We start from the raw sequence: 24,399 nt of genomic DNA on the forward strand, positions 1-24,399 counted from the left end.
AACCCCGGTGGACCGGGATCGGCGGCAACAACGACCTCCTGGTCGAACTCGCCGACGCTGCCACCGTCCGAGCTCTCGACCCCGACCCCGCCGCCATCCGGGCCCTGCCCGCCCGCATGGTGATCGCCACCGCACCAGGCGACGACGGATACGACACCGTGTCCCGGTGCTTCGCCCCGGCCATGGGTGTTCCGGAGGACCCGGTCACCGGGTCCGCGCACACCGTCATCGCCCCCCACTGGGCGCCGCGGCTCGGCCGCACCGAGTTCCTGGCCCACCAGGCCTCCCGCCGAGGCGGCGACCTGTACCTGCGCCTGGACGGTGACCGCGTGCACATCGGCGGCGACGCCGTCACCGTTGCCACCGGCGAACTGGACCTGTAGAGGAGAGTCCCCATGGAGCAGTGGGCCACCAGGGAAGAGATCAACGCCGCCCGCGAGCGGCTCGAGGCGGGCCACGCCGGGTGGCGGCGCCCGGCTGCCTACGGGGTCGGCGTGCACCGGGACGGCCGGACGGTCTTCGGGCTGACCAACGTCGGCACGAGCCCCCTGCCCGCCATCGTGCTGGCGATCGAGTGCGGACACACCTCGGGCACCGCCACCCACGAACTCACGCCCGCGCGCCTCACGGCGGCCGTCGACGCCCTGGCGCCCGCCGAGGCGTGCACGGAGCTGCGGCACCCCAACCTGGTCGAGTGGCGGCGGCTGCTCGCGGACGTCGAAGAGCGGGGCGGACACCTCGTGGCGGTGTTCGTGGAGGACCTGTCCGACGACCCCTTGGACCCGCACGACCGGGCGTTCCGGGCGGCTTTCGCCTGATACACACCACCCATGGGGAACCCGATCCCGCCGAATTCCCGGATTTCCCCGTGCGGCCGTCCCGGGTCCGGTAAGAATAGTTCCACGACACCCCCCACCCCCCCTCCGTGGAGGTGTCGGGACAGCGGCCCGACCGGAGCGCCCCTTGATTCCGGACGGGCCGCGTCCTCCCCGTCGGTCGGTGCTGGACCCCCTCCTGCCCGGCCGTCGCCCTCTGGTGGTCGGGCCGAGAACCCCGTACCCGGCTCGACCCCAGAGGCCCGGGAGTCCCAGTGCGCGTCGACGCCGGGCGAGTCCAACATCCGGGAGAAGAACGCCTCGATCTCCGCGAAGCCCATCGTTGATCCGCCCCTTGGTGCTCTGCGCCGGGGCCGTCGTGGGCAGCTCGCCGGACAGCAGCCGGGACTCACCGTGGCGCCGGAGGCGTCGGCGGCGCGCAGACCACCGGGGACCAGGGTCGTCTCCTGCTGGAGGATCCGCGCGGGGTCTTCGCGCCGTCGTGGTCGGCCCGGGTCGTCCCTGGGAGGACATCGGTCTCCAACGGGTCAGAGCGCCCTCGCCGAGTTCGAGGACGGGTTCGGCGCGAGGGATCACGAGACGAGTTCGTGGATGTGGTCGGCGGCGTTCCGGGCTCCGTCGACGTCGGCCAGGCGGCGCTGGAGCTTCTCCGCGCGGGTGCGCAGGCGGGGGTCGCGGAGCAGGGATTCCAGGGCTCGGCGGAGCTGTTCCCCCTCTGCCTGGTGGGGGGTGAGTCCCACGGCGTTGCCGAAGCGGACGCACTCGGCGATGTTCCAACGCTGCTCCAGCTGGAGTCCGATACCGAGGAACGGTTTCCCCGAGGCGACGGCGGTCTGCACGGTGCCCTCGCCGCCGTGGATGACCGAGGCGTCCACGAGGTCGCCGAGCCGGTGGGCGGGCAGCAGGTCGAACACGTGCACGTGGGGTCCGAGTCGCTCCTGGTCACCGGGCTCGAGGTAGCGGGCGATCGGGGCGATCACCGTGACGGGCAGCCGGGACAGTTCGCGCAGGACCCTCAGGACGATGTCGCGGTTCCCGGAACTGCCCATCGCGAAGTAGACGACCCGGCGGTCGGCTCCGCGGGCGGTCTTCACCAGGTGCTCCACCTCCGGGGGAACCTCCAGAGGCAGCCTCGCGTAGACCGGGCCCACCCAGCGGTAGTGGGGCGGGAGCAGGTAGGGGCGCAGGTAACCGGAGATCGAGGCGACCAGGTTGAGGTCCCCGTCCAGGGCCTCCACGGTTCGGCGGGGGAGTCGCACCCCGTACTCGCGGGCGACCCTGGAGAAGCCCCCGGGCTTGAGGGTGGTGTACCTGGCGGCCTCGCGGAGGAGTAGTGCCGCGCCGGTGTTGACCGCGCGGGACAGGCGGCGGTTCCCCCGGAGGAGGGGCAGGGAGTCGGCCTGGCGCAGGTGCGGCCACGAGTAGGCGAAGGGTTTGACGTAGACCAGCGGGACCCCGCTGGCACGTGCGGAGATCATCTGGCTCAGCGTGGTGCCGATGACCGTGGCCGAGGGGCGCAGCAGCTTGTTCAGGGCCAGTTCGCTCTGGACCCGGGCCCGGACCCTCTCCGTGGTGAAGGGGTGGCTCACGCCACGGCCCTGGTCGAAGCGGATCAGCTGGTCGGCCTGTTCGTCGGTGAGCTCCGGGGAGAGCGGGTGGTACTCGAACCCCTCGTCCTCGATCAGCCCCGCGTACCGCTCGGAGTACCCGGCGAACACGCACTCGTGCCGGCCTCGGAGTTGACGTGCGACCTCGATCGCCCGTGTCGTCTCGGCGAGGTTGAAGGTTTCCGGTGCGAACAGGACCGTGCTCATGGTGCGGACTCCTCGGGAGAGGGGGCTCCCCGAAACCTAGCCGTCGGGGAGGTGCCGGGCAAAGTCCCCATCGGGCGGGGTGTCGTGCGTCACTTCGGGTCGTCCGGCGGCCTCCTCCCGCACTCCCTGCTGGGCGAGACGAACCCGAGTGCCGACGGGTTCGAGGCGATCCTCACGGACGCGCTGCCCGGGCCGCAGGCCTGATCCGGTCCGGAGCGCGCCCCGCGCGGCTGCGTCGGGCGCCGCGCCAACCCGGCCACGGACGCGGTTGTCCACAGGGCCTGAGCGGGATTGGCACAGAAGTCCTAGTCTGGCGGGGGCACCAGTTCGTAGCGACACCGGGGGAAGTGATGACGGAGCGACGCGGGAACGGCGGACAGGGGCGCAGGTACGGCGGGGGCGGCGGTGGCCGCGGAGGCGGGGGCCGCAGGCCCGAACCCGAACCCATCCGGGGGGTGCGCGACGAGGCACGCCTGTCCGAGGAACTCCTGCGGATGCAGGGCGCCTCCTACGGCCGCTACAAGTCACTCAAGGGCGACTGGGACTTCGGCGACTTCACCCTGACGGTGGAGCGGGTCCAGGCGGACCCCTTCGCGCCGCCCTCGCGCATCCGCGTGCTGCGTCCCGACGCCGGTATCCCCGCGGGCGCCTTCGCCGACCCGGTGCGCCGCCGGGCCACCGCCGACTACCTCGGGCGGCGCGCCCGCCGTCTGCTCCGGGGTTCGCTGCTGAAGATCGACACCGGCGGCCAGGAGGTCATCGCCCGCTCCTCGTGTCAGGTCACCGAGGACGGCGCCCTCGACCTCCGGATCGGTGTGGACCTGCCCGGACACGGCCGCCGGATCGACGGCCGCACCGCCGAGCGGGAGCTGTGCCGCACCCTTCCGGCACTGGTCGACGACCTCGACTGGGACGAGGTCGACGAAGCGGAGGCCACGGCCTTCGCCGACAGCGTGGCCGACACCGTCGCCCTCAGGGCGGGGCTGGTCGACCGGGGGCTGGTCGCCTTCGTCGCGGACGGGGCGATCCTTCCCCGGCGCAGCGGCGTGAGCGACGAACCCATGGCGGGGGAGGGCGTCGTGCCCTTCTCCGCACCTGAGAGCCTGCGGGTCAGCGTGGACCTCCCGCACGCGGGCACGGTCACCGGGATGGGGGTGCCCGAGGGCATCACCCTGATCGTGGGCGGTGGTTTCCACGGCAAGTCCACCCTGCTGCACGCCCTGGAGCGCGGTGTGTACGACCACGTTCCCGGCGACGGCCGCGAACAGGTCGTGACCAGGGATGACGCGGTCAAGATCCGGGCGGAGGAAGGACGCGGCGTGGAGCGGGTGGACGTCAGCCCCTTCGTGCGCAACCTGCCCACCGGTGCCGACACCGGCGACTTCCGCACCGAGAACGCCTCGGGTTCCACCTCTCAGGCGGCCAACATCTGCGAGGCGGTGGAGGCCGGGTCGCGCACCCTGCTGGTGGACGAGGACTCCACCGCCACCAACCTGATGATCCGTGACGAGCGCATGCAGGCCCTGGTCCACGGAGACCGGGAACCCCTGGTGCCCTTCGTGGACCTGGTACGACCCCTGCACCGTGAGCACCGGGTCTCCACGGTCCTGGTCATGGGCGGGAGCGGCGACTACTTCGACGTCGCCGACCAGGTGATCATGCTGGACGCCTACCACCCGCACGACGTCACCGAGAAGGCCCGGGCCCTGGCACACGACCGTGTCGACGCCGCGTTCACCCTGCCCCGGGCCCGCGTGGTCGACCCAGGGTCGGTGGACGACGACACCGCGAAGGGACGGAGCCGGATCAAGCGCCGCGACATGGACGTGCTGGTCTACGGGGAGGCCGACATCGACGTGCGCTCGGTGGAGCAGTTCGTGGACCCCGGACAGATCACCGGCGCCGGTCTGGCCCTGCGCGCCCTGGTCCGGGGCCGACACCTGGACGGCCAACGGACCGTGGCCGAGGCCCTGGACTCCCTGGAGGAGGCCCTGGCCAAGGAGGGCGTGACCCTGCTCGGCGCGGACTTCGGCGGAGACTACGCCCTGCCGCGCAGACACGAGATCGGCGCCGTCCTCAACCGGTTGCGGACCCTGAGAGTGGTCCGCCAACGCTGACGGCGTGCGCTGATCCCTCGGCCGGCGGTGCCGCCGCTGAGCCGGTGGTGACCGGGGCCCGGCGCTGACCGAGCCCCGGTCACCACCGTCAGAACGCCCTGACCAGCAGGACCACCAGGATGGCGGCGCCCACGGCGGTGTCGTAGACCATGCACCACTCGGCGAGTGACCGGGAGATCACCTTCCGGGTCCACCAGTGCACGGTGTCCCAGGCGGCGTGTGCGAGCAGGCCGACCGCGACCACCGCGACCGCCGCCTCGGGGGGCACGACCAGTGTGAGGAGCCCGGCGCCGCCGAACAGCGCCAGCGCCGGTGTCTGGAGCGCGAACACCCCGGGGCGTCGCAGTGGCCCGCGCACCAGTCCGAGCACGACCAGCAGGACCCCCATCCCCAGGACGACCGGCCAGGGCGTCAGGCCCGCGGCCTCCAGAAGGAAGTGGAGGGCGGTCACCGAGACCACCATCAGCCAGCTGGTCCCGGGACGGTCCAGCACCGCGATTCCCAGGTACATGACCGGCAGGGTGAACAGGAGGAACACCAGCTCACCGTTGTCGCCGCCACCGGCGACGGTGAGCGCGGCCGCGGTCGCCGCGGTCAGCGGGGGCCACCAGCGCCCGAGGAGCGTCGTGGCGGTCTCCCGGGCTCCCAGGGCGGTCCGGGACTCGAGGGGCCGGATGTCCGCGTCCCCGGTGACGAGGGTGCCCTCGGAGGAGGCCCCGGGGCCCGGGTTGCCGGAGGTGGCGCCCCCGGCGCCCCCGGCACCACTGGTCCGATGGCCCGGGGCCACGGAGGGCTCGGAAGGGCGCCGTACGGAAGGTGTGGAAGTCATGTCCCCAGCCTTCGCGGGCGGGGGCGTGCGGGCCAGGCGTAGGCTGGGGTTGGTCCGAAATCCTGGGGTACCCGTCCGAACGGACTCGGTCGGACCGGGGGAGTGGCGGACATGCGCGCACGCAGGGTCGTGGTCGTCGCCTACGAGGACGCCGAGCTCCTGGAGATCTCCTCGGTCACCTCCACCCTCGCCACCGCCAACGACCTCATCTCCGACGGGCGTCCGTACGAGGTGACCCTCGCGACCCTGGGCGGCGGGCCGGTCCGCTGTTCCTCCGGGCTCACCCTCCAGGGCCAGGCGGCGCTGGAGGACCTCCGGGGTCCGCTCGACACCCTCGTGGTCTCCGGCGGCTGGGGGCACAGGCGCGCGGCACGGAGCGACCTCCTGGTCGCCCACGTGCGCAGGCTCGCCCGGGAGAGTCGCCGCGTGGCCTCGGTGTGCACCGGGTCGAGCGTCCTGGCCGAAGCCGGGCTCTTGGAGGGGCGCCGCGCCACCACCCACTGGCACTTCGCCCGTGAACTGGCCGAACTCCACCCCGGGGTGAGCGTGGACCCGGCACCGATCTTCGTCCGCGACGGCGCGGTGTCGACCTCGGCCGGGGTGACCAGCGCGCTGGACCTCACCCTGGACTTCGTCGCCGAGGACCACGGTCCCTCCCTGGCGCGGCTGGTCTCCAGGGTCCTGGTCACCTACTTCCAGCGGCCCGGGAACCAGGCGCAGATGAGCGTGCTCACCACACTCGACCCCGAGAACCTCCTGGTGCGCGGGGTGCTCACCCACATCCGCGACCACCTGGACGGCGATCTCTCCGCGAGCGTGCTCGCCCGCACGGCCGGGGTGAGCGCCCGACACCTGCACCGGCTCTGCCTGGCCCACACCGGCCGCACCCCCGCGTACCTGGTCCGCCGCGCCAGGGTCGAGGCCGCCGCCGACCTCCTGGAGTCCACCGCCCTCTCCGTCACCGAGGTGGCCGCCCGCTGCGGGTTCGGTTCCGCCGAGACCCTCCGCCAGGTCTTCGTGGACTTCTACGCGATCCCGCCCTCGCGCTTCCGGGCCGTCCACCGGCGTGCCTGAACACACCACGGCCCAACGTGTGGGCGTCGTCACCTCCGGGGCCACGGGGTCCGGTCCCACCCGCCCCGGGTCGGTATTGTGGAAAAGCAGGGCACAGCGACCCCGTCACGGGTCCCCTCGGAACCCTCCGCCAGGTCGGCACGGGTGAGTCGCGGCCCCTGCGATCCCGACCAGTTTTGGAGACGAGAACCCGGTGCGCGACCCCGCAGAACTGTACGAACTCCACCCCGGCTTCGACGATGTCACCGGGCTGGTGATGCTCGTCTGCCTGGACGGCTTCGTCGACGCCGGAAACGCTGGCAGCCAGTTGTCCGAGTCGTTGTTCGAGAGGTTCACCGCCGAGCAGGTCGTGACCTTCGACGTCGACCGCCTGGTGGACTACCGTCGCCGCAGACCACAGATGACCTTTGTCGAGAACGTCTGGACCGACTACACGCCGCCCAAGCTGGCGCTGTACCGGATGCACGACGCCGACGGACACCCCTTCCTGGTCCTGTACGGCCCCGAGCCGGACGGCGAGTGGGAGGCCTTCACCGCAGCCGTGTCCAGCCTCGTGGAACGGTTCTCCGTCTCGCTCTCCATCAGTGTCCACGGCATCCCCATGGCGGTGCCGCACACCCGGCCGGTGACGGTCACCCCGCACTCCACCCGCCCCGAGCTGATCGAGGGACACACCCCGTGGATCGGCCGGGTCGAGGTGCCCGCCAGCGCTTCCGCGCTGCTGGAGTACCGCCTCGGGGAGAACGACCACGACTTCGTGGGCTACGCCATCCACGTGCCCAGCTACCTGGCCCAGTCCACCTACCCCCGGGCGGCTATCGCCGCCCTGGAGTACGTGGACGGGGCGACCGGTCTCGCCCTGCCCAGCGAGGAGCTGGAGGAGGTGGCCGCCTCCACCGACGTGGAGATCGCCGAACAGGTCGCGGCCTCCGAGGAGGTCCAGCGCGTGGTGGCCAACCTGGAACGCCAGTACGACGACATCATGTCCTCGCGCTCCGAGGAGGGCGGCGGGCCGGTCCCGCTGTCCGACGACGGCACGGGGCTGCCCACCGCCGACGAGCTCGGCGCGGAACTCGAACGCTTCCTCGCCGAACGCGAGGGAGACGGAAACGGATGACCGTGTTCTACCAGATCCTCTTCAGCTCGGTCCTGCGCCACATGGACGCGGAGACGGTGCACAAGCTGAGCTTCGCCGCCCTGCGCGGCGTCACCGCCGTCCCCGGCGTGGCCGAGACCATGGGCAGGGTCCTGGGCCCGCGCGAGCCCGAGCTGACCGTGCACGCCTTCGGCCGTGAGTTCCCCGGCCCGCTGGGCATGGCCGCCGGTTTCGACAAGAACGCCGAGAGCCCGCGCGGCCTGGCCGCCCTGGGCTTCGGCTACGTCGAGGTGGGCACCGTGACCGCCCACCCCCAGCCCGGGAACCCCAAGCCGCGGCTGTTCCGTCTGGTGGCCGACCGCGCCATCGTCAACCGCATGGGCTTCAACAACGAGGGCTCCGCGCTGGTGGCCGAGCGCCTGCACCACCAGCGCCGCGGGCCCGTGCTCGGGATCAACATCGGCAAGACCAAGGTCACGCCCGAGGCCGACGCGCCCGCCGACTACGCCCTCAGCGCGCTGCGGCTGGCCCCCTTCGCCGACTACATGGTCATCAACGTCAGCTCGCCCAACACTCCGGGCCTGCGCAACCTCCAGGGCGTTGAGCAGCTGCTTCCCCTGGTCAACGCCGTCCGCGCCTCCCTGGCCGAGGCGGGCCGCCCCGAGCTGCCGCTGCTGGTGAAGATCGCTCCGGACCTGGCTGACGAGGACGTCGACGCCGTCGCCGACCTCGCGCTGGCCGAGGGCCTGGACGGGATCATCGCCACCAACACCACGATCTCCCGCGCCGGGCTGGACACCCCGGACACCGAGGTCGAGGCCGCCGGGGCCGGGGGCCTGTCGGGCGCCCCGCTCAAGGAGCGTTCCCTGGAGGTCCTGCGCCGCCTGCGCTCCCGTGTGGGTGACCGGGTCACCCTGGTCGCGGTCGGCGGCATCGAGACCCCCGAGGACGCCTGGGCCCGCATCCGCGCAGGTGCCACCCTGGTCCAGGGGTACACCGGGCTGATCTACGGCGGTCCGCTCTGGCCCCGCCGCATCCACCGGGGCCTGGTACGTCTGGTCCGCGCCGCCGGTTACCGGTCCGTCCAGGAGGCCGTGGGCTCGGACGCCCCGGCCCCCGCGCTCACGGTGGTCAGGCAGACCCCCGAGGCGAGCTGACCGACGACGCGGGCGGCCGGTGGGATCCCCCACCGGCCGCCCGCTGGCGTTCGCGGGACCGCTCCTACCAGTCGCCGTCCCAGTCGGGCGGGTAGACGTTGCCGGGTTCGGTGCCGCCGAGGGCCTGACCACTGGTCACGAACACGTAGTCCTTCTCGCGCAGCCGCTCGATGATCTCCGGGACCGCCGCGAGCGTGGCGGGCTGGGGGTCGTGCAGCAGCACCACGGCGCCCGGCCCGACCCCGGCGACCACGTTCTCCACGATCTCGTCCGGGGCGTGACCCTCCCAGTCCCGGCTGTCCACTGTCCACGCGACCTCCGCCATGTCCTGCGCGGCGATCTCCGCGTGCACGTCGTCGTTGGTGGCGCCGAACGGCGGCCGGAACCGCTCCACCGTGAACCCGGTCTGCCGCCGGACCATCGCGCTCACCGCCGCCGTCTGCGCGGCCAGGTGCTCGGGGTCCATCCTGTTCATGTGCTCGTGTTCGTCGCCGTGGCTGGCGATCTCGTGCCCCTCCGCGTAGGCGCGCCGCAGCACGCTCGGCCGGGTCAGGGTCGGGCCGCCGTTGAGGAAGAAGGAGGCGGTCACCTCCTCCTCGGCGAGGATGTCCAGCAGGTGCGGAGTGGCCTCCACCGGGCCGTCGTCGAAGGTCAGGGCCACGCACCTGGTCTCGCCGTCCCGGCAGTCCACCTCGGGGTCACCGGCGGTGACCACCCCTGGTGGTGGTCCGTCGGCGTCGTCGTTGGCCGCGGCCTCGGGCAGGTCGAGGTCGGGTTCCGCCACCAGGGAGGCCTCCCTGGCGCGCTCGCCCAGGCCCGACAGCAGGGGCCCGGCCACCTCGTGCCCGACCACCACGGTCCTGCGCCCCGGGGAGCTGTCGGGGACGTGTCCGTCGACGATGGGGGACAGGTGCCCGTCGTCGTACTCCACCACCAGGTCACCCGACGCGTTGAATCCGATCGAGTCGTAGGTCCGCAGCACCGGGTGCAGGGCGTCGGGGTCCACGTTCTCGTCGTCGGCGAGCTCCTCGCGCGCGATGGTGTTGAGCTCGGCCAGCTCCGCCTGCCCGAGCAGGAGTTGGGTGGAGTAGGAGACCGAGAGGTCGCGGGCGTCGTACCAGTACGTCGAGTAGCCCTCCCGCAGCCCGTGCATGTCCTCCTCGGTGCGGACCAGCCGGACCCCGAGGACGCCGTCCCCCGCGGCGACCAGCTCCCAGCCGATGTCCAGGCTCACGGGATCGCGGGTTCCGGCGCGGAAGTCCCGGACCTCCTGGTCCACCCGTGCGGCGAGATCCTCGGCGAAGGCCTCGGCGCCCTCGAACTCCGGGTAGGCGACGCTGACCTCCACCCCCTCCGGCTCGTGGGGGTGACCGGTGAAGTCCCCGGCGCCGCCGCGCCACTCACCGAGACCCTCCCCGGCCCCGTCCGCCAGCACGGTGAACCGTTGGGGATCGCCCGCGCCCACGCTCACGGCACCGTTCTCACAGGCGGCCAGCGGGAGGGCCAGCAGCACCAGCGCGGTTCCCGGCCAGAACGGGTGTCCCCGGCCGGAACGGGGCGGGGGAACGGTCCGGCCCGGTCCAACTCTCCTCGAAGCCAAAACCCGACTCCCTCGTCCCTCTAGGAGGTGCTCTCACGGTCGCTGGGAGCAACATAGGGGAGAACACCCCGGCCCCCGGTCCGGTGTCCACATGTGGACACCGGACCGGGGGCCGGGACGCTGGTCGGGCAGGTCGGGCAGTTCGGGCAGGTCGGGCAGTTCGGGCAGGTCGGGCTACTCCGAGCCGTCCGGGGCGTCGCCTTCCTCGGGCTCCTCCTCGGGGACGCCGTCGACGTAGGCGCGGCCCGGCTCCGCGGTGCCGAGCAGCTGCGACACCGTGACCATGCTGTACCCGCGGTCGTCCAGCTCACGGATGATGTCGATCGACGCGTCGATCGTCGTGGGGTGGATGTCGTGCATCAGGATGATCGCGCCGTGCTCGGCGCCGCCCAGCGCGCGCTTGCGCACCACGCTCGCCTTGCGGTCCCGCCAGTCGTTGGTGTCCGAGCTCCACAGGATCTGCGCCAGCCCGAGCTCCGCCGTGACCTCGGCAACCCGGTCGTTGGTGGCCCCGTAGGGCGGCCGCATCAGGTCCATCGTGTATCCGGTCTCCCGGTACACCAGGGCCTGCGTCACCTCCAGGTTCTCGCGGGCCGCACCCTTCGAGATCTCGGTCAGGTCGGGGTGGTCCAGCGTGTGGTTGGCCACCTCGTGCCCCTCGGCGTAGGTGCGCCGCACCACCCACGGGTGCTCGGTGACCGGGAGGCCGGTGACGAAGAAGGTGGCCTTGGCGTCGTGCGCGGCCAGGGCGTCCAACAGCTCGGGTGTGCGCCCGCCGGGGCCGTCGTCGTAGGTGAGCGCGACACACTTGGCGGCGGGGTCGGAACAGTCGACGGAGTCGTCACGCGGGGACAGCACACCCGGAGCGGCCTGGGACGACGAGCCGTCCTTCTCGGCCTCGGGAGCCTCGGAGATCCTGAACTCGCGCACTCCCGTGGTCGCGGCCTCGCGCACCCGCAGCCCGAGGTCGGAGAGCAGCGACTCGGCCTCGTCCCGGGGCAGCACCGCGTGTACCCGGCCCGCGCTGGCCGGGGCCACCTGCCCGGCGTCGAACTCCACCACGAGGTCGCCGTCCGGGTTGAAGCCCACCGAGTCGTACAGCGAGCTGATCGGATACAGGGCCGAGGGTGAGGCGTCGGTGTCGGACACCGCCTCGCGCACCCGCTCGTTGAGCTCGGCCAGCTCCGCCTGTCCGGCGAGGAGGCGGCTGGAGCCGTGCACCGCGCCCGTGTCGACCTCGTACCAGTAGGTGCTGTGACCCTCCCGGGTCTCCTCGGAGTCCGTCTCGGTGGTGGTCATCCGCACACCGACGATCCCGTCCTCGGCCGCGGTCAGCCCCCACTCACCGAGGAACGCGCGCGCCCCGGGGTTGGCCGCCTCGAAGGCGTGCACCTGGGCGGTCAGGGTGCGGTCCAGGAAGTCGGACAGCGGCCCGGCGTTCGGGATGGACGGGTAGGTGACGGAGACGTCCGCCCCTCCCTCATAGGGGAGGGTGACCTCCTCCGTTCCGGGAACCGCGTCGGGGGAGACCGTGGTCAGTTGGTCGGGTTCGCCTGTGGCCGGGGTCCGATCCCCGTTCTCGGTCGGCTGAGCGCCGTCGCCGCCCGCCAGAGCACTGTCCTCCAACAGTCCGGGTGGTCGGGCCGCCGACAGCACCAGCCCCAGAAGGACGACCATCGCGATCGCGACCGTGAGAAGGGGTTGGTCGGGAGCCATGGTCTGCCGGTCTTGCTGCTTCACCTGGGGTTCTCCACGTTCATCGTCAGACGAACGTTCGTGGGGGAGGCGGGGGAGCGCTCCCCCACGTAACGCTGGTTGTCGGTTGTGATGCCGCGGTCCCGGCGTGGGTTGACGCCGGGTGGGCAAGGGCCACGCCGAGTGCATGGGCGGAGGGGGCGCTCCCTATACTTGCACCCGTGGAAGGTACACGCTCCACCCTTGGTCACCCCGGAACCCCTCCGGGGCGGGCGTTGCGTGTCGAAAGAGGGAACCCGGTGCGAGTCCGGGACTGCCCCGCAGCGGTGAGTGGGAACGAACGTCGTCATAAGCACTGGTGATCCGACCGGAAAAGTCGGAAACCGGGAAGCGTCGACCAGTAGGAGGCCCGGCGGTAACGCCGGAGGAGCCCACGAGTCCGAAGACCTGCCTCCGCCCGGCGGCGCACCCGTGCCGTCGGTGGTCCCGTGCCCCGAGGGAGGGCCGAGGGCGGAGACAGCCATGCGCCGCGAGGCGTTCCTCGCTGTGTCCGCGTCCTCGCTCGCCTCGCGGCCGGTACCCGGCTTTCGACGAGGGAGAGAAGCTCCATGCCCAGCACCCCGGCCTCCGGGCCGTCCGTGCGTTCCACCGTGCACGGTTACCCGCGCATCGGCCCCGACCGCGAACTCAAGCGCGCCAGTGAGTCCTACTGGAAGGGCGACACCACCGCCACCGAGCTCGACACCGTCGCCTCCGAACTCCGCCTGGGCGTCTACGCCCAGCTGCGGGAGGCGGGCGTGGACGACCTGCCGTCCAACACCTTCTCCTTCTACGACCAGGTGCTGGACACGGCGGTCCTGTTCGACCTCGTTCCCGCTCGCTTCTCCTCCCCGGCACAGGCCGAGGAGCGGGACGAGCACCTGCGCCGCTACTTCGCGCTCGCCCGGGGCGAACAGGGCGCCCCGCCCCTGGAGATGACCAAGTGGTTCGACACCAACTACCACTACCTCGTCCCCGAGCTCTCTCCCAGCACCCGTCCGCGCCTGGTCGGTGACAAGCCCGTCACCGAGTTCCGCGAGGCCTCGGAGGCCGGGTTCCAGACCCGCCCCGTGCTGGTCGGACCGCTGACCTTCCTCCTGCTGGCCAAGGCCGCCGACGACGCTCCCGAGGGCTGGGAGCCCATCGAGCTCCTCGACCAGCTCCTGGACGCCTACGCCCGGCTCCTGTCCGACCTCCGGGCCGCGGGGGCCTCCGAGGTCCAGCTCGACGAGCCGATCCTGGCCACCGACGAGGGCCGCGCCGCCGTCGGCCACCTGGAGCGCGTCTACCAGCGCCTGGGCGCCCTCACCGACCGTCCCTCCCTCCTCGTCTCCACCTACTTCGGCTCCATCGGCGCCGCCGCCCTGCGCGTGCTCAAGGACTCCCCGGTGGAGGCCGTCGGCCTCGACCTCGTCACCGACTCCGAGGGCGTCGAGGATCTGGCCGCCGTCTCCGGCCTGGGCTCCACGCGCCTGGTCGCCGGCGTCGTCGACGGCCGCAACGTGTGGCGCACGGACCTGCCCGCCGCCGTGGCTGAGCTGGGCACTCTGCTCGCCCTCACCGACGAGCTCACCGTGAGCACCTCCTGCTCGCTGCTGCACGTGCCGATCGACCTGGACGCCGAGACCTCGCTCGCCCCCGAGCTGCGCGCGGCCCTGGCCTTCGCCAAGCAGAAGGCGGCGGAGGTGGCCCTGCTCGGCCGGGTCCTCACCGAGGGCGAGGACGCCGGGTTCGACGCGGCCGCCACCGGGAACCCGTCGTTCACCGACGCCCGTGTGCGCGCCCGTCTGGACGCTCTGGGCCAGGACGCCTACGAGCGTCCCGAGGACCGTGGCGCTCCCACCGACGTCACGCTCACCACGACCACCATCGGCTCCTTCCCGCAGACCGCCGAGCTGCGCCGCGCCCGCGCCGCGCACCGCAGGGGCGAGCTGGCCACGGAGGAGTACGAGCGCACCCTGCGTTCGGAGATCGACCGCGTCATCGCGCTCCAGGAGGAGATCGGCCTGGACGTCCTCGTCCACGGCGAGCCCGAGCGCAACGACATGGTCCAGTACTTCGCCGAGCAGCTGGAGGGCTACGCGACCACCGAGCGCGGCTGGGTGCAGTCCTACGGTTCGCGCTGCGTGCGTCCCCCGATCCTGTTCGGCGACGTCTCACGCCCCGAGCCGATGACGGTCGAGTGGATCACCTACGCGCAGTCGCGCACCGACAAGCCCGTCAAGGGCATGCTGACCGGACCGGTCACCATGCTCGCCTGGTCGTTCGTCCGTACCGACCAGCCGCTGGGTGAGACCGCCCGCCAGGTGGGTCTGGCCCTGCGCGACGAGGTCGCGGACCTGGAGCGGGCGGGCATCCGCCACATCCAGGTGGACGAGGCGGCCCTGCGTGAGCTGCTGCCCCTGCGCGAGGAGCAGCGCCAGGCCTACCTCGACTGGGCGGTGAACTCCTTCCGCCTGGCAACCTCCGGGGTGGCGGCCAGCACCACCATCCACACGCACATGTGCTACTCGGAGTTCAACCAGATCGTCGGCGGCATCGAGGCGCTGGACGCCGACGTCACCAGTGTCGAGGCGGCTCGTTCGCGCATGGAGCTCGTGGAGGCCCTCGGCCAGCGCGGCTACAAGCGGGGCATCGGCCCGGGCGTGTACGACATCCACTCGCCCCGGGTGCCCTCGGTCGAGGAGATCGAGACCTCGCTGCGGCTCGCGGCCACGCACGTGGACGCCGGGAACCTGTGGGTCAACCCGGACTGCGGTCTGAAGACCCGTGGTTACGCGGAGGCCGAGCAGGCGCTGCGCAACATGGTCGAGGCGGCCCGCCGGGTCCGCGCCGACCTCGCCTAGGGGACCGAACGCGCGGAAGGGGGCCACGGCGTCGCCGCGGCCCCCTTCGGTGTCCTCACCGCTACGCGGCTCGCACGGGTCAGCTGTCCCCGACGATGGCCAGAGCCTCGTTGGCGGCGTTGACCATGATGTCCTCGGTGTTGTCCGGAAGGACGAGGCCGTCGTGGTCGCCTCGGGTGGTGTCGAGGTAGTAGGTCACCGTGATGATCAGGTTGTCCTGACGCATCAGCAGGCTGGCCTCGGGGAGCTTGTCCCCGAGCAGGTCGGACTTGGTGATGACCAGGTGCGCCTCGCTGCCGAGACCCTCGACCTCCTCGTCCACCTCGATGTCCTCGGCGTCGTAGCGGTCCGACTCGGATTCGCCCCGGATGCGCTCCAGCGTGTACTGGATGTCCTCGGAGGCGGCCTCCGGGGAGTCGCTGGCGCTGTAGGGGAGCTTGAAGCCCACCTCCAGCGAGCCGAAGCCCTCGGTGGAGCTGCTCTCGGGGAGGTCGCCGAGGTTGGAGCAGCTCGACGTGTTGTCGGAGACGTACTTGCTGCCGCTGTCACGGAGGACGAAGTCCGTCTGCACCTGGTCGGTGAAGGACTCGCAGGGCTCGGTGGGCAGGGCGTGGGGCGGGTCGCCGAGGGCGCTGTTCGAGGCGGGGGCCTCCTCCTCGGACTCCTCCTCGGCGGGCTCCTCCTCTTCCGTGACCTCGGAGGTCTCGTCGGGGCCGGAGGCGATCTCCTCGCCGCCGTTGCCGTTGGTGACGAGCATGACGACCACGGCGATCACCAGGACGACGATGACCACACCGCCGCCGATGACCACCCACAGGCCGGCCTTGCTGCCTCCGCCGCCCTGCTGGGGCGGCTGCGCGGGCGGGTACCCGCCGGGGCCCATGGGACCGCCGGGGCCCATAGGACCGCCCGGGCCCATGGGGCCGCCGGGGCCGGGGCCGTAGGGCGGCTGGCCGCCCGCGTACATGCCCTGGTCGTGGCCGGGGGCACCGGGGTAGGGGCCCTGCTCGTGACCGGGTGCGCCCGGGTAGGGGCCCTGCCCGTAGCCGGGCTGTCCGCCGGTGGCGGCGTCACCGTAGGGGTTTCCCTGCGGCGGGCCGTAGGGCGGCTGTCCGCCGGTGCCGTCCCCGCCGCCGTAAGGATTCTGCGGTGGCTGGTTGTAAGGTCCGTTTTCGCTCATGGCTCCCCTCGCCCGGTGATGTGGTGACCGTCATGTGTGAGGCGCACGTTCGCGCCCGTGAGTTCTCACGAGTTCCCGTGATCTGGCCACCGGCGGATCGCCGGGTGGGTGACAGCACGGGGAACCGTGGGGGAGGTGGGCCCGCCTCGGACGCCGTGACCGCGGGCGAGAGCGGACGGGCGAGGGCGGGAGTTCCCCGTGTCGTGAGGAGGTCCCCGGTTCAAACGGGGCGCCGACCGCCGTGTGTGGAGCCAGCGGGTCGGTCCCCGCAGGCCAGGGGTCGGGACGCCTTGCATCTTAGCCCTGACCGGTGTCAACAGGGCAGGTCGGACCTGGGGTAGGAGGGTGAATCGTCACCGTTTCGTGCTTCTGACACACCAGTTGGTCATTTGCGAGACTTAATCGTGATGTCCTCGCGTGGACGGGGCAGCGGCTCTCGGGTATTGGAGCGCATCGACATCACGCCCGTGGGCCACCGGGCGTGTGGCCCCGCGGCCGCCCATGACCTGCGCGACCGCGCCGCACCGCGGAACCGTGCGCGTCGTGTTGCCCCTGTGGCCGGTTGTGGCCAGGGGGAACACGCCCGCCACCGGGACCCAAGGGTCAGAACATCGAGATGTGCACGTGGTCGAAGTGGTTCTCGGTCATGTTGCCCCGGTCGGACATCGCCCGCCAGCCCTCGTCGCCGCGCCGCACGTCCCAGATCTGCTGGCGGTAGATGATGTACATGATCCCGAGGTCGTCGGCGTTCTCCATGGCCCACTCCGAGATCGCCCAGCCGCGGTCGATCTCCTCCTGGCTGGGCATGCCGCCGTTCGGATCCAGCATGAAGTCGCAGGCCCGGCCCTTGGGGTGCTCGCCGACCACGAAGCCGCCGTCGGGTCGGTAGCAGCCGACCCCGCCCACGTCGTCGCCCCGTCCGAACTCCTCGATCACGAGGTCCCGCATCTGTTCCGTGCGGGGCGTGATGCTGTTGTGCGACTGCATGGGCTGGTTCGGGTGGTCGGCGATCAGGACGTGCACCTCCGACCTGCGGTCCTCCAGCTCGGTGAGGTCCTCCGAGGCCTCGTCCAGACGCTCCTGGGCGTTCTGCTGGGCCACCTCGTCGCGGGAGAGCGCCTGGTTGAGGTGGTCGATCTTCTCCTGGTTCGTGGTGGTCAGGTAGTCGATGACCACGGCGCGGTCGATGACCTCGTCCGGTTCGGCCTCCACGAACAGCGACATGGCCGGGTCGATCCCGCTGCTGGTGTAGGTGGCCACTGCCAGGGAGACCACCTGGTCGCGGGCCTCCCCGACCTCCTCGCGGGTGCCGTCGGCGCGTCCCTGCGCCCGTTCGGCCTCCTCCATCACCGCCTCCATGTCCCGCAGTTCGCCCTCGTACTCCTCGGTCAGGGTCTCGGCCCGGGACTTGAGGTCGCTCATGCTCTCCGGCTCCCGGGGCGGTAGCCCGGGGGCGGGGGCGGCCGAGGCGGACAGGGGGACCAGCGCCGTGGCGGCCATGAGGGAGAGGGAGAGCGCGGCCACCCGCGCGCCACCGGGACGAACGAGGGAGGCCAGCGCGGACCCGGCCGAGGCGGACAGCGCTCGCGCGCCCTCGGCCAGGTCGGCCAGGGCCTCATGCCGCGTACGGGCCGGGGGATCGGGCGCCCAGAAGTCCGCGTGGTCGTCGGCGGTGCCCCGTGGACGACCGGACCCCACCGCACCACCGGGGTGCACTGTGTCTTCGGTCTGCGCTGTGTCCTCGAACTGCACGGTGTGGTCTCCTCAGGCCCACGCGCGTCCCCCTGCCTGCGGGCAGGGGGCGCTGTGGGTGCGTCTGATCGTCTTTCCCGGGCGGGCGCGGCGGCCTGCGGCTGCCAGCTGCCCTCGGTGCTCATGGCGCGTGCGCGCCCATGAAGAGTCACGGGACGATAATGAGTGTAGGCACTCATGAGGACTTTCGGGTGGGAGAGTACGGTACGTCTCTCCCACAAAGGCCTCGATGTGTTCTAAATAACCACATTCAGGTCAAGTATTTTGCTGAACCGACCCGGTCAGCCATGGTTGAGTTGGTGCCGTGAAGGCTCCTGAGCACGGCAAAGCGACCCCCGCCACCACGGCGAACACCACCCGGCGGTGCGTTCCGCTGCCCGGCGGTCGCTGTCGCATGCCCCGCTAGTCACCTCTGACAACGAGCCGGTCCGGCCCCGTGCCGGGCCACCCCTCGGGGCCGCCCTCCACACGCCCCCGTGACCGCCGGACGTACCGGCGCGTCGCCGTCGCCCGCCAGGTGGGCGCTTCGTACGCTCGGGTGTGGGCGTCAGACCCACGCTGAGTCCAGAGCCCTCCTGTGTCCGCGAGCGGCCTCCGGGACACCACCGCCAGACGTCGATGGGAAAACCGTGATTGACGCAGTGGGTCTACACAAGACCTACAGGTTGAAGAAACGCAAGGTGCACGCCCTGAACGGGGTGGACCTGCATGTCGAGTCCGGCGAGATCTTCGGGGTCGTGGGCCAGAGCGGTGCGGGAAAGAGCACCCTCCTGCGCTCGGTGAACCTGTTGGAACGCCCCGACAGCGGCACCGTGCGCGTGGGGGACGAGGAACTCACCTCCCTGCGCGGCGCCCGTCTGCGCGCGGCCCGGAGGGGGATCGGCATGGTGCACCAGCACTTCGCCCTGCTCTCCTCCCGCACGGTCGCGGGCAACGTCGGCTTCCCCTTGGAGGTCGCCGGGGTCTCCCGCTCGAAGCGGGCCACCCGGGTGGGTGAACTCCTGGAACTCGTGGGCCTGGGGGACAAGGCGCGCGCCTACCCCTCCCAGCTCTCGGGTGGGCAGAAGCAGCGCGTGGGCATCGCCCGCGCCCTCGCCTCCGACCCCCACGTCCTGCTGAGCGACGAGGCCACCTCCGCCCTGGACCCTGCCACCACCGACTCGATCCTGGCCCTGCTGCGCCGCCTGCGCGACGAACTGGGTCTGACGATCCTGCTGATCACCCACGAGATGGACGTGATCAAGCGGATCTGCGACTCCGCGGCGATCATGGAGAACGGCGAGTTCCTGGAGTCCGGCCGCGTGCTCGACCTCATCGGGACCCCGGGCTCCCTGCTGGCGCGCTCGCTCTTCCCCCTGCCGGACAACGGCGGCCCCCAGAGCGTGGTCATCACCTACCCGCGCTCCTTCGACGAGCCCTTCATGTCCGAACTCACCCGCCGCTTCGACGTGGACGTGAACATCCTCGGCGGCGGCGTGGAACAGGTCGCCGGGCAGTCCGTGGGGCGCCTCAGCGTCGACATGCGCGGGGAGCGCCGCCGTGAGGCGCTCAGCTACCTGTCCGAGCACGGCCTGCTGGTCGAGGAGGCCGGAAAGTGACCATCAACCCCGCCGACGTCCTCGTCCTCGCCCAGGAGGGCAACGCCGTCTCCGCCATCGGCGACTTCCTCGCGGACTGGCCCAACATGTGGCCCAGCCTGTGGCTCGGCACCCAGGACACCATCTACATGGTGTGGTGGGCGACCGTCTTCAGCGTCCTGGTCGGCCTGCCTCTGGGCGTGCTCCTGGTCGCCACCGACAAGGGCGGTCTCGTTCCGGCCCCGGCGGTGCGCGCCGTGCTCAGCGCCATCGTCAACATCGGCCGTTCGCTGCCCTTCATCGTGCTCATGGTGGCGGTGCTCTCGCTCACCCGCTTCCTGGTCGGCACGACCCTTGGCCCCACGGCCGCGATCGTGCCGCTCAGCATCGGAGCCATCCCGTTCTTCGCCCGCCTGGTGGAGACCTCCCTGCGCGAGGTCGACCGCGGGGTGGTCGAGGCCGCGCACGCGATGGGCACCCGCAAGTTCACCATCGTGGGCAAGGTGATGCTGCCCGAGGCCATGCCCGGTCTGATCGCCGGTCTGGTGATGACCGTGGTCACGCTCATCTCGTACTCCGCGATGGCCGGTGCCATCGGCGGCGGCGGCCTGGGGGACCTCGCCATCCGCGAGGGCTACCAGCGCTTCAACGACCACTACCTCTGGGCCACCGTGATCCTGCTGATCGTGATCGTGCAGGTCGCGCAGAGCCTGGGCGACCTGCTCGTGCGCAGGCTGTCCCGGCGCTGACCCAGGGCTCCGCCCCCCGACACCAACCCCCGCCCCCCTCCAGAGCGATACGGATCCAACGGCAAGGAGACATCGATGACAGGGACGAACGTGCTGCGAGGGGTCGCCGCGGCCGGTGCCGAGGCGGTCCTGCTGGCGGGCTGTGGAAGCCCCAGCGAAAGGGCGTCCGACGACGGCGGCGAGGAGGGTGTCGTGACCCTGCGGGTGGGCGCCACCCCGCTGCCACACGCGGAGATCCTTGAGTTCGTCAACGACGAACTGGCGGCCGACGCCGGACTGGCGGTCGAGGTGGTCGAGTACACCGACTACAACCAGCCGAACGCGGCCCTGGCCGAGGGCGAGCTCGACGCGAACTACTACCAGACGGTCCCCTTCCTGGAGGAGTACCTGGAGGGCAACCCGGGCACGGAGCTGTCCTACGTGGCCGACGTGCACCTGGAGGCCTTCGGCCTGTACTCCGAGAACCTCGCGGACCTGGACGACCTCCCCGAGGGCGCGAAGATCGCCGTGCCCAACGACGCCTCGAACATGGACCGGGCCATGCGCCTGCTTGCGGAACAGGACGTGATCACCCTGGCCGACGGCACGGACGGCCAGGCCACGGAGTCCGACATCGAGGACAACCCGCTGGACGTCACGATCACTCCGGTGGAGGCGGCCCAGCTGCCGCGCTCCCTCCAGGACGTGGACGCGGCCGTGGTCAACGGCAACTACGCCCTGGAGGCGGACCTGCCCGAGACCGCCAACGCGCTGGCCTGGGAGGAGACCGAGGACAACCCGTACGCCAACGGCCTGGTGGTGCGCACCGAGGACGTGGAGTCGGAGGACCTGGTCCGGCTCAACGACCTCCTGCACAGCCAGGAGGTGCGCGACTTCATGGAGGAGCGCTGGCAGGGCATCGTGGTCCCGGTCGGGCCCGGCTCGGACTAGTCCGAGCCTCCCGTGCCTCGTGATCGGCCCCGGTGGGACGTCCCACCGGGGCCGTCCGCCCACCGAGACGGACCGTAACGGTTGAATCTCGGGGCGGTGTGACTCCGTTGACTCACGCGGGGGCGTCTGCTTCGGTGAATGGGAGCGCTCCCAAGCGATCCACCCGCCACGGAAGGTGCGTACCGAAGAAGTGAGCAACCCCAACGACTTCCCCGAAGGCTTCCTCTGGGGGGCGGCGACCGCCTCCTTCCAGATCGAGGGCGCCACCACCGCCGACGGTCGAGGCCGCAGCATCTGGGACACCTTCGCCGACACCCCCGGCAAGGTCCTCAACGGGGACACCGGTGACCCCGCCGACGACCACTACCACCGCTACGCCGAGGACGTCGCCCTCATGCGGCGCCTCAACCTCGGCGCCTACCGCTTCTCCGTCGCCTGGCCCCGCGTCGTCCCCGACGGCACCGGCCCCGTGAACCAGGCCGGGATCGACTTCTACGACCGCCTGGTCGACAGCCTCCTGGAAGCGGGCATCCAGCCCTGGGCCACCCTCTACCACTGGGACCTGCCCCAGCCCCTCGAGGACGCCGGAGGCTGGCCCGCCCGGGACACCGCCTACCGTTTCGCCGACTACTCACGGGTGGTCGCCGAGGCCCTCGGAGACCGGGTCACCCACTGGATGACCATCAACGAACCCTGGTGCGCCGCCTTCCTCGGCTACGAGAACGGCCACCACGCCCCCGGCCGCCGGGACGCCGCGGCCGCCCTGGCGGCCACCCACCACCTGCTGCTGGGCCACGGCCTGGCAGCCGAGGCGATCCGCTCCACAGGCCACCCCTCGAAGATCGGCCTGGCGCACAACCAGGCGGTCATCCGGCCGCACGGCGCCAACGCCGCGGACGCCCGGGCGGCACGCCGCGCGGACGGCGTGCGCAACCGCATCTTCACCGACCCCCTGCTCAAGGGCTCCTACCCCGCCGATGTCGTGGCCGACCTCGCCGACATCAGCGACTTCTCGTTCGTGCAGGAGGGCGACCTGGAGACCATCTCCACGCCCCTGGACTTCCTCGGCGTCAACTACTACTCACCCGAGTTCGTCGCGGGCTCGGCCAAGGGCATCGACCCCGCCCTGGTCAGCGGTGACGGCGACGCCTGGCTGGGGGCGGACCCCGACGAGGTCCACGTCTCCCAGGGGCTGCCCGTCACCCACATGGGCTGGGAGATCGACCCCACCGGCCTCTACGACGTCCTCCAGCGGCTGGCGGGGGAGAGCGGCGGCGTCGACCTGTACGTGACCGAGAACGGGTGCGCGTTCGAGGACACGGTCAGCGAGGACGGCGCGGTCCACGACCCCGACCGCACCGACTACTACGAGGGCCACCTGCGGGCCGCGAGGGAGGCGATCCACGCCGGGGTGCCGTTGCGCGGTTACTTCGCCTGGTCACTTCTGGATAATTTCGAGTGGGCATGGGGATACTCCCGCCGGTTCGGGATCGTCCACGTGGACTACGAGACGCAGGAGCGCGTGGTCAAGGACACCGGACACTGGTACGCGGAGCTGGCCAGGACAGGCCGGTTCCCCGCGCGGTAGACCACCGGTGGTCGACAGCGAGCGTTCGCGGGGCCCCGTCGTACGGGCGCCCCGCGAACGCTCGGGTCGGCCCGTGCCCGAGCGCACACACAACCGCCGTCCGGGAGACCGGCGGCATGACGTCCAAGGAGCCCCAAGTGGCCAAGAGTGGCGGTCGGCAGCGACCGACCCTGGAGATGGTGGCGGAACGGGCCGGGGTCGGCCGCGGCACCGTCTCCCGGGTGATCAACGGGTCGTCCCAGGTCAGCGCGAGGACCCGCGAGGCCGTCCACGCCGCGATCGCCGAACTGGGGTACACCCCCAACCAGGCGGCGCGCACCCTGGTGACCCGACGCACGGACACGATCGCGCTGGTCGTCTCCGAGTCGCGGGACCGCCTGTTCGCGGACCCGTTCTTCGCCGACATCATCCGAGGGGTGAGTTCGGTGCTGCACGAGCGGGACCTCCAGCTCATGCTCACCACCGCCCGGGGCGAGGCCGAGCACAAGCGCGTGGGCGAGTACCTCAGCGGCTCGCACGTGGACGGTGCCCTCCTGGTGTCCCTGCACCGCGACGACCCCCTCACCTCGCGCCTGGCCGAGTCCGGGGTGCCCGTGGTCCACGGCGGCCGTCCCTACTCCGACGCCCAGCCCGCTCCGTTCCGCGTCGACATCGACAACCTCGAGGGCGCGAGGGTGGCCACCCGCCACCTGCTGGACGCCGGGTACGCCAGGATCGCCACCATCACCGGGCCGCAGGACATGAACGCCGGTGTGGCGCGCCTGCGCGGGTACCGCGAGAGCATGACCGCCGCCGACCGGGACGTGGACGAGCGCCTCGTGGTCCAGGGCGACTTCAGCGTCGAGGGCGGGGCCGAGGCCATGGCCCGGCTGCTGGACCAGGGCGGCGAGCCCGACGCGGTCTTCGCCGCCTCCGACATGATGGCCGTCGGAGCCATCCGCGCCCTGCGCGAACGCGGCCTCAGCGTGCCCGGGGACGTGGCACTGGTCGGTTTCGACGACACCCTCATGGCCCAGCACAGCGACCCGTCGCTGACCACCGTCCACCAGCCCACGGTCCAGATGGGCCAGGAGATGGCCCGACTCCTCGTGGACGTGGCGATCCCGCGCACCGCCGAGGCCCGGACCATCCTCCTCGACACCCGACTGGTGGTGCGCGACTCCGCGTGAGCCCCGGACGGGCGCGGGCCGCCCACCGGCGCGTTAGCCCCCTGACCGCTGGACTCGCGTGTGCCGCCTGTGCGAGGCTGGTCGCGATTTCGCGGAAGACGGTGGGGGCACATGAAGTCGACGCGGGAACCGACCCACGCCAGGTGCGCGATCTCCGCGTGCGGTTGGTGCGACCGGAACGGGAACCACTGCCGGTTCTGCTCCGGGACGGGGTGGTGGCGGCCGGAGCGGCCCCACCGGGAGGTCAACGGGCTGGTCGTCTGGCACCGGGTCGAGGAGCCCTGTCGGGGCTGCGCCGGAACCGGCAAGGAACACGGGTCGACCGCCGCCTCCTGAACCGCGCCACCGGGG

19 protein-coding genes and 1 riboswitch are annotated in these 24,399 nt (G+C 71.7%); of the genes, 13 read left to right on the forward strand and 6 right to left on the reverse strand.

Annotated elements, in window-relative coordinates:
• Together ADX84_RS03660 and ADX84_RS03665 are read left to right on the forward strand one after the other, a co-directional pair.
• Window positions 1-383 (forward strand): PhzF family phenazine biosynthesis protein (locus tag ADX84_RS03660; RefSeq protein ID WP_049567469.1); only part of this gene is annotated, 383 nt, incomplete at its 5' end.
• Between the two features lie 12 nt (window positions 384-395).
• Complete coding sequence (locus tag ADX84_RS03665) at window positions 396-818, forward strand: hypothetical protein (protein ID WP_049567472.1); 423 nt, start codon at window positions 396-398, stop codon at window positions 816-818.
• A gap of 590 nt (window positions 819-1,408) precedes the next feature.
• On the opposite strand, the gene ADX84_RS03670 is transcribed toward ADX84_RS03665, so the two are convergent.
• Window positions 1,409-2,650 (reverse strand): glycosyltransferase, encoded by a 1,242-nt coding sequence (locus ADX84_RS03670; protein ID WP_049567477.1) that lies wholly within the window; start codon window positions 2,648-2,650, stop codon window positions 1,409-1,411.
• Between the two features lie 350 nt (window positions 2,651-3,000).
• Between ADX84_RS03670 and ADX84_RS03675 the strand changes: the two genes are divergently transcribed.
• Window positions 3,001-4,767, forward strand: a complete 1,767-nt coding sequence (locus ADX84_RS03675; protein WP_049567479.1) for an ABC-ATPase domain-containing protein — start codon at window positions 3,001-3,003, stop codon at window positions 4,765-4,767.
• 88 nt (window positions 4,768-4,855) lie between these two features.
• On the opposite strand, the gene ADX84_RS03680 is transcribed toward ADX84_RS03675, so the two are convergent.
• A complete protein-coding gene (locus ADX84_RS03680; protein WP_156208021.1) occupies window positions 4,856-5,596 on the reverse strand; it encodes a hypothetical protein in 741 nt (246 codons plus the stop codon).
• A 111-nt stretch (window positions 5,597-5,707) separates the two neighbouring features.
• Here ADX84_RS03680 and ADX84_RS03685 point away from each other — a divergent pair, with 111 nt between their 5' ends.
• From ADX84_RS03685 to ADX84_RS03695, 3 genes are all read left to right on the forward strand, one after another.
• A complete protein-coding gene (locus ADX84_RS03685; RefSeq protein WP_053107247.1) occupies window positions 5,708-6,670 on the forward strand; it encodes a GlxA family transcriptional regulator in 963 nt (320 codons plus the stop codon).
• A 193-nt stretch (window positions 6,671-6,863) separates the two neighbouring features.
• Window positions 6,864-7,787, forward strand: a complete 924-nt coding sequence (locus ADX84_RS03690) for a proteasome assembly chaperone family protein (protein WP_049567492.1) — start codon at window positions 6,864-6,866, stop codon at window positions 7,785-7,787.
• A complete protein-coding gene (locus ADX84_RS03695) occupies window positions 7,784-8,923 on the forward strand; it encodes a quinone-dependent dihydroorotate dehydrogenase (RefSeq protein ID WP_049567496.1) in 1,140 nt (379 codons plus the stop codon). The genes ADX84_RS03690 and ADX84_RS03695 overlap by 4 nt, the downstream gene beginning before the upstream one ends.
• A 64-nt stretch (window positions 8,924-8,987) precedes the next feature.
• Here the strand turns inward: ADX84_RS03695 and ADX84_RS03700 are convergent, their stop codons facing one another.
• Both ADX84_RS03700 and ADX84_RS03705 read right to left on the reverse strand, forming a co-directional pair.
• Window positions 8,988-10,430, reverse strand: a complete 1,443-nt coding sequence (locus ADX84_RS03700; RefSeq protein WP_369801052.1) for a polysaccharide deacetylase family protein — start codon at window positions 10,428-10,430, stop codon at window positions 8,988-8,990.
• Window positions 10,431-10,697: 267 nt separating this feature from the next.
• Complete coding sequence (locus ADX84_RS03705; RefSeq protein WP_049567505.1) at window positions 10,698-12,239, reverse strand: polysaccharide deacetylase family protein; 1,542 nt, start codon at window positions 12,237-12,239, stop codon at window positions 10,698-10,700.
• A 250-nt stretch (window positions 12,240-12,489) separates the two neighbouring features.
• Window positions 12,490-12,670: riboswitch (cobalamin riboswitch) on the forward strand.
• 156 nt (window positions 12,671-12,826) lie between these two features.
• On the opposite strand from ADX84_RS03705, the gene metE reads away from it, so the two are divergent.
• Complete coding sequence (gene metE / locus ADX84_RS03710) at window positions 12,827-15,103, forward strand: 5-methyltetrahydropteroyltriglutamate--homocysteine S-methyltransferase (RefSeq protein ID WP_049567508.1); 2,277 nt, start codon at window positions 12,827-12,829, stop codon at window positions 15,101-15,103.
• Between the two features lie 79 nt (window positions 15,104-15,182).
• Here metE and ADX84_RS03715 read toward each other — a convergent pair whose 3' ends face one another.
• Together ADX84_RS03715 and ADX84_RS03720 are read right to left on the reverse strand one after the other, a co-directional pair.
• Window positions 15,183-16,283 (reverse strand): hypothetical protein, encoded by a 1,101-nt coding sequence (locus ADX84_RS03715; protein WP_049567511.1) that lies wholly within the window; start codon window positions 16,281-16,283, stop codon window positions 15,183-15,185.
• Between the two features lie 603 nt (window positions 16,284-16,886).
• A complete protein-coding gene (locus ADX84_RS03720) occupies window positions 16,887-17,999 on the reverse strand; it encodes a hypothetical protein (RefSeq protein ID WP_082206281.1) in 1,113 nt (370 codons plus the stop codon).
• Window positions 18,000-18,676: 677 nt separating this feature from the next.
• Here ADX84_RS03720 and ADX84_RS03725 point away from each other — a divergent pair.
• The 6 genes from ADX84_RS03725 to ADX84_RS03750 all read left to right on the forward strand — a co-directional run bounded on the left by ADX84_RS03725 (window position 18,677) and on the right by ADX84_RS03750 (window position 24,384).
• Window positions 18,677-19,633 (forward strand): methionine ABC transporter ATP-binding protein, encoded by a 957-nt coding sequence (locus ADX84_RS03725; RefSeq protein WP_049567514.1) that lies wholly within the window; start codon window positions 18,677-18,679, stop codon window positions 19,631-19,633.
• Complete coding sequence (locus ADX84_RS03730) at window positions 19,630-20,361, forward strand: methionine ABC transporter permease (RefSeq protein WP_049567517.1); 732 nt, start codon at window positions 19,630-19,632, stop codon at window positions 20,359-20,361. The genes ADX84_RS03725 and ADX84_RS03730 overlap by 4 nt, the downstream gene beginning before the upstream one ends.
• Window positions 20,362-20,436: 75 nt before the next feature.
• The gene (locus tag ADX84_RS03735) at window positions 20,437-21,291 is read left to right on the forward strand and encodes a MetQ/NlpA family ABC transporter substrate-binding protein (RefSeq protein ID WP_049567520.1); all 855 of its coding nucleotides are present in this window, start codon (window positions 20,437-20,439) and stop codon (window positions 21,289-21,291) included.
• 190 nt (window positions 21,292-21,481) lie between these two features.
• Window positions 21,482-22,879 (forward strand): GH1 family beta-glucosidase, encoded by a 1,398-nt coding sequence (locus ADX84_RS03740; protein ID WP_049567523.1) that lies wholly within the window; start codon window positions 21,482-21,484, stop codon window positions 22,877-22,879.
• 137 nt (window positions 22,880-23,016) lie between these two features.
• On the forward strand, window positions 23,017-24,048 hold the full coding sequence (locus tag ADX84_RS03745; RefSeq protein ID WP_049567526.1) for a LacI family DNA-binding transcriptional regulator: 1,032 nt from the start codon (window positions 23,017-23,019) through the stop codon (window positions 24,046-24,048).
• Window positions 24,049-24,159: 111 nt separating this feature from the next.
• Window positions 24,160-24,384: a hypothetical protein gene (locus tag ADX84_RS03750; protein ID WP_049567534.1), complete on the forward strand. Its 225-nt coding sequence runs from the start codon at window positions 24,160-24,162 to the stop codon at window positions 24,382-24,384.
• The last annotated feature ends 15 nt before the right edge of the window (window positions 24,385-24,399 follow it).

Source organism: Nocardiopsis sp. SBT366, from assembly GCF_001083815.1.
GTDB classification, from domain to species: domain Bacteria; phylum Actinomycetota; class Actinomycetes; order Streptosporangiales; family Streptosporangiaceae; genus Nocardiopsis; species Nocardiopsis prasina.